Consider the following 13,335-nt stretch of genomic DNA (forward strand, 5'->3'; position numbering starts at 1 on the left):
GAAAACGCTCACTTTTTTAAGTGAGCGTTTTTTATGATTATTATGTAGGAGGTTTTCTGTTAGTTGTTTAACATTACAGGCATCACAAGCATGGTCACGTGTTCACCTTCATCTAAACCATCAATTGGAGTTAAGATTCCGGCTCTGTTTGGCAAGCTCATTTCTAATTGTACCTGATCGGCATTTAGATTGTTTAACATTTCAGTTAAAAAACGAGAGTTAAATCCAATTTGCATATCGTCGCCTTGGTAATCACAAGTTAAACGCTCTTCAGCTTTATTAGAATAGTCGATGTCTTCCGCAGAAATATTTAATTCGGCACCCGCAATTTTTAAACGAATCTGATGTGTGGTCTTATTTGAAAAGATACTCACACGACGCACAGAATTTAAAAACTGTGTTCTGTCAATATTTAATTTATTCGGATTTTCTTTCGGAATAACAGCCTCGTAATTAGGATATTTTCCGTCGATTAAGCGACATATTAATACAGAGTTTTCAAAAGTAAACTTAGCATTAGAATCATTGTATTCTATGGTTACAGCATCATCATTAGCAGCTAAAATTCCTTTTAATAAATTTAAAGGTTTCTTTGGCATAATAAATTCTGCCACCTGATCGGCTTTTACGTCTTCACGAGTATATTTTACCAATTTGTGAGCATCAGTTGCTACAAAAGTTAAACCTTGTGTCGAAAACTGAAAAAATACACCACTCATTACCGGACGTAAATCATCGTTTCCAGCAGCAAAAATCGTTTTGCTAATCGCTGTTGCTAAAATATCGCCAGCAATTGTAGTTGTACTTGGATTATCTAATTCTACAGCACTAGGAAATTCTGCACCATCAGCATACGCTAAGGCATATTTACCATGATTAGAGCTAATTTCTACAGTGTTATTTTCTTCAACAACAAAAGTTAAAGGTTGCTCTGGGAATGTCTTTAATGTATCTAATAATAAACGTGCAGGTAAAGCGATACTCCCATCGTTATCACTTTCAACATCTAGGGTTGAAGACATGGTAGTTTCTAGATCACTTGCCGAAACAGTTAACTTAGAGTCTTTTAACTCGAATAAGAAATTATCTAAAATAGGCAAGGTGTTTGAACTGTTGATTACACCACCTAACACTTGTAATTGTTTAAGTAAATATGTACTGGATACTATAAATTTCATCTCTATTCTTAATTGGTTTTTATAAACGAGACGCACCAAATTGCGTCCTACAAATATATCTTAAAGGGATTGTTTTATAAAACAAACTTATTAACATTTATTCTTATGAAAAGAAGCCGCTTTTTTATAAGGTTTCAGTACTATTTTGTGTAGCGCTTTCGTCTTAAATAGCCAAATGCGATACCAAAAAGACCGAGTATTACAAGTGGTACTGCAATATTAATAATTTGCCATTTCGATTTTTGAGCTTCTATTTTTTCTGAATCTAAAAACGCCAGTTTCACCTCTTTTGTTCGAATGTTTATAAGTCCGTCATCATTCAACAAGTAGTTCACCGCATTTTCCAGAAACTCTTTATTTCCAAATTTACGCTTGGTTAAAAATTCAAAACCTAATTCTTGAGGTTGATTTCTAATCACTTCATTTTTTATCACATCACCATCGGCAATCACAATCATTTTTGTTGGTACACTTTGGGTTTTATCATCGCTTATTTTAAAAGGTTTAATCCGCTTATCATAAACCGAAGTAAATGTACCTTCAAGTAAAACGGCTAAGCTTTGATGAGGCGTTTTGTAGGTTTCGGGATTGGGTTCTTGGGTGACAATCTCTAAACTTATTTCTTTAGGAATACCTTCTAATTTTGTAAGCTGTGAACTTCGTAATAAAATGGTTTTGTCGACTTCATTTTTGAGTGTATCAATCTGGCTGGCAAAATCAAATTTTACAGGATCAAGGTTGGTGGTGATAGGATGATTTGGGTTGCTGGCAGCTAGTGGAGAATATGGCCACTGTAACCTTTGAAGTTGAGCATTACTGCCTTCTCCCATAGATAAAACGATTGGCGCCGAGTAGAGGTCGTTAACAATAACGGGGTTAATTCTTACGCCATATTTGAAAAAGAAATCATTAAGATTAAGGTCATTAATTACCGCAATACCTTTCCCAGAATCATTCATTAAACTATCTCTGTCCATGATAATACTTTCGGTAAGCCACAGACTTTTACCGCCATTCATAGTGAATTGATCGAGCACATATTTTTCTTTTTCGGAAAAGGCCTCACTTGGTTTTGCAGAAATCACCAAATCATAATTCTTAATATCTTGTAAAGTTTTCTCTGGACTTTTTGCAACACTATCTAAGGTAAAAGGCGCTAAGTAATAATGCTCACCTAGTTTTTTCAGCAAGTCGGCAACATACACATCACGTAATTGTCCGTTACCACGTAACACTGCAATTTTTTTCTCTTTTGGATTTATCAACTTTTTAAAAGCTTCAGCGAAAGCATATTCCAAATTTTGAATAGATCCGTTGACTAATTCTTGATCGGTAGCGCCAATTTTGTTTTTTATAAGCGGAATAATTACCGTTTGCTCATTATAACTTGCTAATGCCCACGGAATGATAAGTTCTTGTGATGCTTTTCCGTTTTCCTGAATATTAATCTGAAATGGCTGTAATCCACGTTGTACCAGTTGCTGAAGTGTTTGGTCTCTGTTTTTTTCATCGGCTAAGGGATTGATAAAACCAAATTTCACCTGACGGTTTGAAACTGAAAATTCTTCTAAAAGTTGCTGAGTTTCATCGCGTAACCGTCTAAATTCAGTAGGAAATTCACCTTCTAAAAACACATCAATAATCAATGGAGAATCAATGTCTTCAACAGTCTGCAAAGCCTCATTTGAGAGTGTGTATCGTTTGTCTTGAGTTAAATCAAAACGCTTGAATACCTGATTAGAAATAAGGTTAATAGCAACGATAGCTACTAAAGTAATTACTATGGTAATGATATTTTTTTTAGTCTTCAGCATCAAATTTTATGGCTTCTTTATAAGGTGTTATACTTACAACGTTATCGTTTTTAAAAACAATTTCAATACATTCTTTTTCGGTATTAAAGGCTCCAGGCTCAATTCCTAAACTATAATTCCATCGGTTGTGATCATGCGCTTTTTTTTCATCATCCCAGGATAACCATTCGTAGGTGCCCAATTGGACTTCTACATCGTGTTTTGTCATGCCTATTAAAATTTCAGAATCCAGCATATCATCAGCTAATTCATAGCGTAATGACGGTTTTTCTTTCCACAACTCTGAAGAAAAATACTTTTGGTGATGGTAATTACTAAAAATATTAATCATAGGGTAAACCGCATAAAAATAAACCAACGGCGTTAATGCTAAACTGACTAATAAGGTAAGCCATTTGCGTCGGTCTATAGTTTTGACGAACAAAAACACTAGGACAAAAACCAAGCACATTATTATAATCAACGGTATGGTGATAATCATTTGTTGGCGCGTTTAATGTTTAATTTGGTCAATATAATAAACAAGGCTGTCAGACTTAAAAAGTAAATAATATCTCTGGTATCTAAAACACCACGACTCATACTTTTAAAATGAGCTTCCATGCCTAACTTTTCAATATAGAAAGCATCTCCAAATAGATTGTAATTGGATAAGCCTTCAAATCCGAAATAAAAAAAGAAACATATAAAAACGGCAATAATAAAAGCGACAATTTGATTATCGGAAAGACTCGATGCAAAAACACCAATAGCAGTATAAGCAGCCACAAGAAATAAGAGTCCGAAATACGACCCCATAATACTTCCAGTATCTAAATTACCTTCAGGGTTTCCTAGTTTTGATAGGGTATATACATATAAAAGCGTAGGAATAAGTGCAATAACAATAAGAACTAGGGCACCAAAATATTTACCTAAAACGATATGTAGGTGACTAATCGGTTTTGTGAGTAAAAGTTCGAGTGTGCCTTGTTTCTTTTCATCGGCAAAACTTCGCATTGTCACTGCTGGAACTAAGAAAATAAGAATCCATGGCGCCAATAAAAAAAAGGCGGATAAATCGGCAAAGCCATTATCAAGAATATTAAACTCACCTTTAAATAGCCAAAGAAACAAACCATTGAGTAATAAAAATACAGCAATCACCAGGTAACCAATAGGTGAGGCGAAAAAGGTGTTGATTTCTTTTTTAAGAATAGCTAGCATTAATTTTAGTTAAAAGATTAAAGAGGTTCCTCAGTGTGTTCAGAAAGTTAAACGGATGAGGATATTATACATTTTCAAAGTTAAAAGATTTTTGAACAACATTAGTCATTAATTCTCTATTCAATTTAGTGAAGCCAGTTTATCGACACTCCAAGCTTCAGGTTTTGCATTAAACATGGGTTTTGTTTTAGCCCAAATACCTTTAAATAAATCAGAATGCCTATATAGATCTAAATCGGTTTCACTCTGCCAATAACTATACGTAAAAAATAAGTTTGTATTGTGCTTATCGCGATAAAGCTCTAGAAATTCACAACCATTAAAGGCTCTAATTTTTTCTTTTTGATGCTCAAAATTATTCAAAAACTCTTTAATTCTTGACGGCTCCAAACTTAACTTAACGATACGGACAATCATATTCTAGGTTTTTGAAAAATTAATAGTTACTGTATCCATCACCTTTAATCCCATTAACGTAGACGCACTGCCCACAGTCGCATTATCACTTTTGTAAACCGCAATTTCTAAATAGCCCGAAGAGTTAAATACAACTAATCCTTTGCCTTCATCATAACGTTTCTCTTCAGGAATATCAAAATTGATAGCATCACTATATTTATCATAGATTGTTTTAAACTTATAACTTCGCGCCGAAATTTCATAATCTCGTGTCTTTTGTACACCTTCAAAAAATTGACGTTTGATATTGGTAATCACATTGCCATAGTTATCAATATAAATAACACTTCCAATAATTTGATTTTTTTCGTCGTTTACAAAAGGAATCAGATATTTAATCGGTTTAATCGTGTTAATCACTTTTCCTATAACTTCTAGAGTTCCACCACGAGCAATATGACAAGCCACATTTACAAAAACATCAAGCACAGGAAAACTGGTGGCGATGCGATCGTGAATATTTATTTCAACAATTTTTTGTGGCGCAATTTCAGAGCAAATCATACTCATGATGCCGTTATTGGCACAAATAAAATAATGATCGTCTAATTGTACTGCGATGTGTTTGTTTTCTGGATTGAGTTCAGAATCAATCCCAATCATATGAATGGTTCCCTTTGGAAAGCTACTATAAGCATTCTGAATGATATAAGCCGCTTCAGGTACGTTAAACGGAGCTACAGAATGTGAGATATCAACAATTCTCACATCAGGTAATTCACTATAAATAGCACCTTTAATGGCACCAGCAAAGTGGTCTTTTTCTCCAAAATCGGTTGTTAATGTGATGATTGCCATGCGCTAAGCAAAAGAATTTTATAGTTGATTTGTGCCTTTTTAAAACCTCAAACAAAACTGTTAAAAACTAATCATATTTTAACCTTATGGAAACCTTAAGAATAAAATAGTTTAATTATTTTTGATTTGAATGAGCCTCATTTTGTCTCATCACAAAGCTAATAAAACAAAACAGATTAATTTATAATTCCAGTCGCTTTTGAACGAACTTATTTTAGAACTAGAAGAAATTACTCCCAAAGAATTTTTCGGAGCTCAAAATGCCAATATTGTACTGCTAAAAAAATACTTTCCAAAACTTAAAATTGTTGCCAGAGGTAATAAAATTAAAGCTTATGGCGATGAAGATTTACTCGAAGAATTTGATCGGCGAATGAACATGCTCATGACGCATTTTGGGACGTATAATAAAATAGATGAAAATGTTATAGAACGCGTTCTTACGAGTCAGAGTAGCGACGACTACACCACCTCTGAGCAAAGCGGAGAAACCATCGTTCATGGCGTCAATGGAAAAATTATAAAAGCCCAAACGGTCAACCAGCGCAAATTGGTGGAGAGCATGCGAAAAAATGATATGGTATTTGCCATTGGTCCTGCTGGAACAGGTAAAACCTATACTGGAGTTGCTTTGGCTGTAAGAGCCTTAAAAGCCAAAGAGGTAAAGCGTATTATTTTAACTCGTCCAGCTGTTGAAGCTGGAGAGAATTTAGGCTTTCTTCCGGGCGACTTAAAAGAAAAGCTCGATCCGTATATGCAACCGCTTTACGATGCACTTCGCGATATGATTCCAGCTGAAAAATTGGCACATTTTATAGAAAACGGAACCATTCAAATTGCGCCTCTGGCTTTTATGCGTGGGCGAACTTTGGATAATGCCTTTGTGATTTTAGATGAAGGTCAAAACACGACCCATGCGCAAATGAAAATGTTCCTGACACGTATGGGGAAAAATGCTAAGTTTTTGCTTACAGGTGATCCTGGTCAAGTCGATTTACCGCGTCGTACCATTTCGGGATTAAAAGAAGCCTTACTCGTGCTTAAAAATGTTGAAGGCATTGGCATGATTTATTTAGACGACAAAGATGTGATTCGCCATAAATTGGTGAAAAAGGTGATTGAGGCCTATAAAAGTATAGAAAACAGAGATTAATTTTTTTAGGAGCTATTCCAGCTTTCGGCAGTCGCAATCTGCAAGGAGTTTCAACAAATGCCTCAAATGAGAAGCATTCACTGAAGACCAATAGATGTAAATGTGAACTGAAGTAATCTGGACTAGGATTTAGATAACAACACAACAAATTATTTATTCGTGGCAAATCAGAACCATACCATAACGCAATCCAATTTTAATTTTCCGAAGCAAAAAAGCGTCTACAAAGGAAAAGTAAGAGAAGTTTATAATATCAATGACGAAGAGCTGGTCATGATTGCAACCGATCGCTTATCTGCTTTTGATGTGGTGATGCCTAAAGGGATTCCGTATAAAGGACAAATCCTAAATCAAATTGCAACCAGCATGATGAAGGCTACCGAAGATTTGGTACCTAACTGGTTAACAGCAACACCAGATCCTAATGTGGCGGTTGGGCATCTCTGCGAACCGTTTAAAGTTGAAATGGTCATTCGTGGCTATATGTCTGGGCATGCAGCACGTGAATATAAAGCGGGACGTCGAGTACTTTGTGGCGTCGCTATGCCAGAAGGAATGAAAGAAAATGATAAATTCCCAGAACCGATTATCACACCTGCGACCAAAGCCGAAATGGGTGACCACGACGAAGATATTTCTCGTGAGGACATCTTAAAACGTGGGATTGTTTCCGAAGAGGATTATATTATTCTCGAAGATTATACACGTAAGCTCTTTCAACGTGGTACTGAGATTGCAGCCTCCAGAGGTTTAATTTTAGTGGATACGAAATACGAATTTGGAAAAACTAAAGACGGTAAAATTGTGTTGATTGATGAAATTCATACACCAGATTCATCACGATACTTCTATGCAGATGGCTATCAGGAGCGTCAGAATAACAACGAACCACAAAAGCAATTGTCTAAAGAGTTTGTACGCCAATGGCTCATTTCTAATAATTTTCAAGGTCTCGAAGGGCAAACAGTTCCAGAGATGAGTGATGCCTATATTGAAACAGTTAGTGAGCGATATATCGAACTTTACGAGAATATTATGGGAGAATCGTTTGTAAAGGCTGATGTGTCTGATATTCAAAACAGAATTGAAAAAAATGTTTTAGCATATTTAGATAAATAAGCATTAATACATTGTATTGGGATTCTTAGTCTTTTTAGGAATTTGCTGAATGCTATCCCAATGCTCGCAAATTTTTCCGTTATTATCAAATCTGAAAAAATCCATTGTGATATACTGGTCGTTTCCTGGCCATATTTGATGTGTATGTAAAGCGACTAAATCGTCTTCAGCAATACAACGTACAAATTCAATAGATTTATCGGGATATTCATTTTGCATACGTTCAAAATAGGCAATAAAACCTTCTGTACCATCAGCAACCTCTGGATTGTGCTGTATATATTCATTACCTACGTACATTTCCACAGCTTTTGTTGGGTTCCCTTCATACGCCATTTTATAAAACGCAATGGCCTTAGTTTTGTGGTCTTCTAAATTCATATTAGTTTTTAATTTTCCGAATTAACTTTCTTACATTTTTATAAATAAACGCATTGGTTTTTACATAGTGGAATGCTATTAAGCAAACCACAATCATAAATGCTATGGCACCTAGTATCGCTTCTGTTGGATTCAGTGATTTTGCAAAGAAATGTTTGAGTCCGAGTCCCGTAAAACTCCCAAAAATAATAATGAAATGAATCACATAAATCGATAGTGTTTTTTGTCCGATTTTTCCAATGAGAGATCCTTTTAAAAAAGGCTCAGCGGCATAAAATACGCCAAACAGCAACAGTACATTTCCGAAGCGTGTAAAGAGATAATTATAGTAAGCCGAAGATTTAAATAATGCGATGTCGGTCCAGTAATACAACTTCATCAAGAACCACGACGAACATTCAATAAGTAAGATGCCGCTAATAAAAAAAGACAAAACCGTAATTAACCGGAACTTATTTTTATGAGCATGGGAAAAGAAAACCGTAGCGAGAAATCCGCCAAAAGCAGTAAATCCAAACCAAGGTAAAATCGTAAAAACAGAACCGTTCGCTTTAGTCATATAATTGGCAAAAAACTTCGGGATATGATGCAGGTCTAATGTTCGGTACAGTGGTTCTGTTAAAAAGCATAGACATCCTAATACCAGTAGTAATAATGATAGAAGTTGGAGGTGTTTCCGAAGCAAAACATAGCATCCAATTAATAATATCAATGACAAACCTATGCATTGCAAGACATCAATAACAAAAATGTAAGTATTAAAATCACCGCGTAACCATCCAAAAATATCGACACGTAATGCATAGCCAATTCCTATTAATAGTAAACCGCGATATAATCCTTTTTTAATACGTGGTTGGTCATCGCCTTTAGCTTTTGCTCTTAAGAGTAAATATAGAAATACCAATCCGGAAATGGCAAAAAAAGTAGGAGCAGTGATCCCTCTAAAGTAAGACCATATTTGAAAAATCATATTGGATTTGTCTCTGTAAATAGGGTCGAGGAGTGTGTCGATAAAATGGCCTTGAAGCATCATTAAGATCGCGAAGGCACGCACAGCATCAATAAAAAAGAGTCGGTTGGTTTTCAAAAAAAGAGTTTTAAAATTTAAAGATAACTTTAATTTTTAAGGTGTACTAAATCGAAAGTAATATCTTAGAAGTCCAATTTAAAAAGTGCCAATGGAACAACTAAATGCTATTTCTGAAAAATTTTCTTCACTCGCTTGGGGAATTCCATTACTGGTTTTACTTATTGGTGGCGGACTTTATTTACTGGTGGCGTCAAGGTTTTTGCCATTTCGGCTTTTTGGTCATGCGATTCAAGTGCTTCGTGGTAAATATGATGACCCAAACGATCCAGGGGAAATCAGCCATTTTAAAGCCTTGACAACAGCCTTGTCATCAACCATTGGCATGGGGAATATAGCAGGTGTCGCTTTGGCAATTTCTGTTGGAGGTCCTGGTGCCATGTTCTGGATGTGGATAAGTGCTATTGTAGGTATGAGCACCAAATTTTTCACCTCAACTTTAGCGATTATGTACCGCGGAAAAGATACGAATGGTGACTTACAAGGCGGACCAATGTATTTTATCACGGAAGGACTCGGGAAAAACTGGAAGTTTTTAGCAGTGATGTTTTCGGTATTTGGCATGTTAGGCGCTTTACCTGTTGTTAATGTCAATCAATTAAAACAAGCTGTAAATGATATAATTTTAATACCCAACGGCATTGAAGTCAGTCTTAATACTAACCTGATTATTGCTGCTGTTTTAGTGATTTTAACGACTGTGGTAATTCTTGGCGGACTCAAACGAATTAGTACCATTGCGTCTAAAATGGTGCCTTCGATGGTGATTTTGTATTTTGTATTGGTGCTTATTATTCTCGGTATTAATTACGCAGATGTTCCTAAATATATAGCTCTAATTTTTACTGATGCTTTTGAAGCTAACTTTATTAAAGGCGATGCTGTTTTTGGTGGCATGTTAGGTGCTTTAATTTTATTAGGTATTAAGCGAGGTGCTTTTTCAAATGAAGCCGGAATTGGAACTGCGCCAATGGCTCATGGTGCAGCAAAAACTGACGAACCAGTTCGTGAAGGTCTGGTCGCTATGTTAGGCCCTGTGATTGATACACTAATCGTTTGTACGCTAACAGCTTTAGCTATTTTGGTGACTGGTGTTTGGGAAACTACATCAAATAATGGTGTGACCTTAACGGCTTCAGCGTTTCAAGATGCTATGCCAGGATTTGGACAATACCTATTGATGATATGTGTGTTCATTTTTAGTATTTCGTCGTTGTTTTCGTATGCTTATTACGGCACAAAATGTATGTCGTTTCTTATTGGAGCCAAACGAAAACACTATTACAACTACCTTTACATTTTAAGTATTATTCTTGCAGCGACGACACCCTTTAGTACCATGATTAATTTTATTGACGGTATTTTTGCGTTTATGGCAATTCCTACAATGCTAGCAACCATCTTAATGGCTCCAAGAGTTGTAAAAGAAATAAAAGCTTATAGAAAGCGTTTGAAGTCGACTAAACTTTAGTGATGGAGTTTTTAAACTGTTGTGGTGTCATCAGTTCCATTTTTTTAAACTGACGATTGAAATAACTCGTATTATTAAACCCAGATTTAAAGGCAATTTCAGACATCCTGAAATCTTTAGACTCTTTTATGAGCTTTTTTGAAAATTTAATTTTTTCAGAATTGATATAATCAATAGGGGAAATGCCCAAGGTGTTTTTAAACTGCTTATGAAAATGAGAGGTACTCATATACGCCTTTTTAGCTAATTGATCTACTGTAATGTCTTTATTGGTAAGGTTGTCTTTAATAAACTTTATAACTGTTCCTATTCTGGTATCATTAAAAACCTGATCTTGATCGGTTAATATTAACGACTTTGCTTTAGTTTGTAATAATCTTACAACCAGCTCTTGTATCATTAGATCCAACAAGACATCTTTAGACGTATTTTCATTAGTAGTAAACGTATGAGTTAGACGTTCGACAAGATGATTTACAGCTTCATTATTAATTAGATGGGATGCTGTTTCATCGAGCTTCCAGGTATTGTTTTCACGTTCAATAGCAACCTGATGATTAAATTTTTCTACAACTTCATTTATTTTATTGGTGTCAATACCCAATGCTAAACATTGAGTGGGAGCATTTTCCGTAGCTAAAGGAAAATCGATAACCATTTCTTTTTGAGTAGGCATTACTACCGATTCACCTGGAAAAAAATCAAACGAAGGTATCCCATCAATATGCATCACCTTTTTTCCTGTAAGCATACTGGCTATTACAGGAAAGTCAAATATTAAAGAGACTTGTTCAGCAAATGTATGGGTTTCGTAAATGTTGAGTTCGGCATATTCTGCACTATAAGTCGTTCTGTTCTCAACTAAAGTTGACAGTTTTCTATGACTTTTATGATGCTTTAATAAATGACTCATATACAATATTACAAAAAAAAATAGCCTAACTATAAGATATAATAGATATGTTCAAGATTATGATAAATATGTTCAATTGATTTGGAATTTGATAAAATATCTTTATGAAAATTATTTATACCATAAAATAAAGCATAAAAAAATAGGAATTTAACAGATTCTGATTTTTGCTTTTAATGTTTGATTTCGTGGTGAATATAAATATAATCATTAAAAATAATTAGCATATGAGTTATTCAAAACCACAATTTAAAGAGACTTATTCCAATTTTATTAACGGACAATTTGTTGCGCCTATTGGAGGTCAGTATTTTGAAAATAAGTCACCTATCGACAATAGTTTAATTGCCAAATACCCAAGGTCTCAAAAAGAAGATGTTGAGGCGGCTGTGGATGCCGCTAATGCCGCAAAAGAAGCATGGGGAAATACGTCTGCTACCCTGCGCGCTACCTTATTAAATAAAGTCGCCGATATTATTGAAGACAATCTGGAAGAATTTGCTTTAGTGGAAACCTGTGACAACGGTAAACCTATTCGTGAAACGCTTAACGCTGATATTCCGCTATGTGTTGATCATTGGCGCTATTTTGCAGCTTGTATTAGAGCTGAAGAAGGAAGCGCTACCGAACTCGATCAAAACACTTTATCTATGAATATTAAGGAGCCATTAGGTGTGGTTGGACAAATCATTCCGTGGAATTTCCCCTTACTCATGCTCTCCTGGAAATTACCTCCAGCACTAGCAACAGGAAATTGCGTGGTGTTAAAACCTGCGGAACAAACACCTTCATCAGCTACTTTACTCATGGAAAAAATTGCAGATGTCTTTCCTCCAGGTGTGATTAATATTATTCATGGCTTCGGACCAGAAGCAGGAAAACCTTTAGCTTCCAGTTCAAAAGTAGATAAAGTTGCCTTTACTGGTGAGACGACTACCGGACAATTAATTATGCAATATGCGTCTAAAAATCTTAATCCGGTAACGATGGAATTAGGCGGAAAATCACCAAATATTTTCTTTAATTCTGTAATGGATGAAGATGATGCCTTTTTAGATAAAGCCATCGAAGGTGCAGTACTTTTTGCGTTTAATCAAGGTGAAGTCTGTACGTGTCCGTCAAGAATCCTAGTACAAGAAGATATTTACGACCAATTTATGGAACGTGTGATTGCCCGAACGGAAGCGATTGTCCAGGATAATCCTTACGATGTGAATACGATGGTTGGTGCTCAGGCTTCAAACGATCAATATGAAAAAATCCAGTCCTATTTCAAAATTGGTAAAGACGAAGGTGCGAAAGTACTAACTGGTGGTGAAGCTAATCGATTGGAAGGGGATTTAGCCAACGGTTTTTACATCAAACCCACCTTATTAGAAGGTCACAATAAAATGCGTGTGTTTCAGGAAGAAATTTTTGGTCCTGTAGCCTGTGTGACCAAATTTAAAGATGAAGCCGAAGCTTTAGAAATAGCAAACGATACGCTTTATGGTTTAGGTGCTGGTGTATGGACACGTGATGCGCACCAACTATATCAAATTCCGAGAGCAATTAAAGCAGGTCGTGTATGGGTTAATTGCTATCACGCTTATCCTGCACATGCGCCTTTTGGTGGTTATAAAAAATCAGGTTTCGGACGAGAAAATCATGTGATGATGATGAGTCATTACCGACAAACAAAAAACATGTTAATCTCTTATGATAAAAATAAATTAGGGTTCTTTTAGGACATGAATTAATAGCAGATAAAGGC

13 protein-coding genes are annotated in these 13,335 nt (G+C 35.5%); 4 read left to right on the forward strand and 9 right to left on the reverse strand.

The annotated features are described in order from the left end of the window. Nucleotides 1-59 precede the first annotated feature (59 nt). The 6 genes from dnaN to N4270_RS07390 form a co-directional block, all read right to left on the reverse strand. A complete protein-coding gene (dnaN, locus tag N4270_RS07365) occupies nt 60-1,178 on the reverse strand; it encodes a DNA polymerase III subunit beta (protein ID WP_260096380.1) in 1,119 nt (372 codons plus the stop codon). A gap of 140 nt (nt 1,179-1,318) precedes the next feature. Then, nucleotides 1,319-2,992: a gliding motility-associated ABC transporter substrate-binding protein GldG gene (gldG, locus tag N4270_RS07370; protein WP_260096381.1), complete on the reverse strand. Its 1,674-nt coding sequence runs from the start codon at nt 2,990-2,992 to the stop codon at nt 1,319-1,321. Then, nucleotides 2,979-3,323 (reverse strand): hypothetical protein, encoded by a 345-nt coding sequence (locus N4270_RS07375; RefSeq protein WP_260096382.1) that lies wholly within the window; start codon nt 3,321-3,323, stop codon nt 2,979-2,981. Before N4270_RS07375 ends, gldG begins: the two co-directional genes overlap by 14 nt. A 146-nt stretch (nt 3,324-3,469) precedes the next feature. Continuing rightward, a complete protein-coding gene (gene gldF / locus N4270_RS07380; RefSeq protein WP_260096383.1) occupies nt 3,470-4,198 on the reverse strand; it encodes a gliding motility-associated ABC transporter permease subunit GldF in 729 nt (242 codons plus the stop codon). A gap of 120 nt (nt 4,199-4,318) precedes the next feature. Then, nucleotides 4,319-4,615: a putative quinol monooxygenase gene (locus N4270_RS07385; protein WP_260096384.1), complete on the reverse strand. Its 297-nt coding sequence runs from the start codon at nt 4,613-4,615 to the stop codon at nt 4,319-4,321. Nucleotides 4,616-4,618: 3 nt separating this feature from the next. Then, a complete protein-coding gene (locus N4270_RS07390; protein ID WP_260096385.1) occupies nt 4,619-5,455 on the reverse strand; it encodes an S-adenosyl-l-methionine hydroxide adenosyltransferase family protein in 837 nt (278 codons plus the stop codon). A 199-nt stretch (nt 5,456-5,654) separates the two neighbouring features. Here N4270_RS07390 and N4270_RS07395 point away from each other — a divergent pair, with 199 nt between their 5' ends. Next, on the forward strand, nt 5,655-6,608 hold the full coding sequence (locus tag N4270_RS07395) for a PhoH family protein (RefSeq protein ID WP_260096386.1): 954 nt from the start codon (nt 5,655-5,657) through the stop codon (nt 6,606-6,608). Between the two features lie 159 nt (nt 6,609-6,767). Then, on the forward strand, nt 6,768-7,727 hold the full coding sequence (locus N4270_RS07400; RefSeq protein ID WP_260096387.1) for a phosphoribosylaminoimidazolesuccinocarboxamide synthase: 960 nt from the start codon (nt 6,768-6,770) through the stop codon (nt 7,725-7,727). A gap of 3 nt (nt 7,728-7,730) precedes the next feature. Here the strand turns inward: N4270_RS07400 and N4270_RS07405 are convergent, their stop codons facing one another. Further along, the gene (locus tag N4270_RS07405; RefSeq protein WP_260096388.1) at nt 7,731-8,108 is read right to left on the reverse strand and encodes an ester cyclase; all 378 of its coding nucleotides are present in this window, start codon (nt 8,106-8,108) and stop codon (nt 7,731-7,733) included. 1 nt (nt 8,109) lies between these two features. Further along, nucleotides 8,110-9,198, reverse strand: coding sequence for a DUF1624 domain-containing protein (locus tag N4270_RS07410; protein WP_260096389.1), 1,089 nt, complete (start codon nt 9,196-9,198; stop codon nt 8,110-8,112). A 91-nt stretch (nt 9,199-9,289) separates the two neighbouring features. Between N4270_RS07410 and N4270_RS07415 the strand changes: the two genes are divergently transcribed. Beyond that, nucleotides 9,290-10,669, forward strand: a complete 1,380-nt coding sequence (locus N4270_RS07415; RefSeq protein ID WP_260096390.1) for a sodium:alanine symporter family protein — start codon at nt 9,290-9,292, stop codon at nt 10,667-10,669. On the opposite strand, the gene N4270_RS07420 is transcribed toward N4270_RS07415, so the two are convergent. Continuing rightward, nucleotides 10,659-11,582 carry an AraC family transcriptional regulator gene (locus tag N4270_RS07420; RefSeq protein WP_260096391.1) on the reverse strand — a complete coding sequence of 308 codons (924 nt, stop codon included), beginning with the start codon at nt 11,580-11,582 and terminating at the stop codon, nt 10,659-10,661. The two genes, N4270_RS07415 and N4270_RS07420, sit on opposite strands and share 11 nt — an antisense overlap. 227 nt (nt 11,583-11,809) lie before the next feature. On the opposite strand from N4270_RS07420, the gene N4270_RS07425 reads away from it, so the two are divergent. Beyond that, nucleotides 11,810-13,309 (forward strand): aldehyde dehydrogenase family protein, encoded by a 1,500-nt coding sequence (locus N4270_RS07425; protein ID WP_260096392.1) that lies wholly within the window; start codon nt 11,810-11,812, stop codon nt 13,307-13,309. Nucleotides 13,310-13,335 lie beyond the last annotated feature (26 nt).

It is taken from the genome of Psychroserpens sp. SPM9 (assembly GCF_025153525.1).
GTDB lineage: Bacteria > Bacteroidota > Bacteroidia > Flavobacteriales > Flavobacteriaceae > Psychroserpens.

What these genes read in the sequence shown, in the direction of transcription:
- dnaN (WP_260096380.1), bottom strand. Translation starts at nt 1,178, where the DNA reads ATGAAATTTATAGTATCCAGTACATATTTACTTAAACAATTACAAGTG.
- gldG (WP_260096381.1), bottom strand. Translation starts at nt 2,992, where the DNA reads ATGCTGAAGACTAAAAAAAATATCATTACCATAGTAATTACTTTAGTA.
- N4270_RS07375 (WP_260096382.1), bottom strand. Translation starts at nt 3,323, where the DNA reads ATGATTAATATTTTTAGTAATTACCATCACCAAAAGTATTTTTCTTCA.
- gldF (WP_260096383.1), bottom strand. Translation starts at nt 4,198, where the DNA reads ATGCTAGCTATTCTTAAAAAAGAAATCAACACCTTTTTCGCCTCACCT.
- N4270_RS07385 (WP_260096384.1), bottom strand. Translation starts at nt 4,615, where the DNA reads ATGATTGTCCGTATCGTTAAGTTAAGTTTGGAGCCGTCAAGAATTAAA.
- N4270_RS07390 (WP_260096385.1), bottom strand. Translation starts at nt 5,455, where the DNA reads ATGGCAATCATCACATTAACAACCGATTTTGGAGAAAAAGACCACTTT.
- N4270_RS07405 (WP_260096388.1), bottom strand. Translation starts at nt 8,108, where the DNA reads ATGAATTTAGAAGACCACAAAACTAAGGCCATTGCGTTTTATAAAATG.
- N4270_RS07415 (WP_260096390.1), top strand. Translation starts at nt 9,290, where the DNA reads ATGGAACAACTAAATGCTATTTCTGAAAAATTTTCTTCACTCGCTTGG.
- N4270_RS07420 (WP_260096391.1), bottom strand. Translation starts at nt 11,582, where the DNA reads ATGAGTCATTTATTAAAGCATCATAAAAGTCATAGAAAACTGTCAACT.
- N4270_RS07425 (WP_260096392.1), top strand. Translation starts at nt 11,810, where the DNA reads ATGAGTTATTCAAAACCACAATTTAAAGAGACTTATTCCAATTTTATT.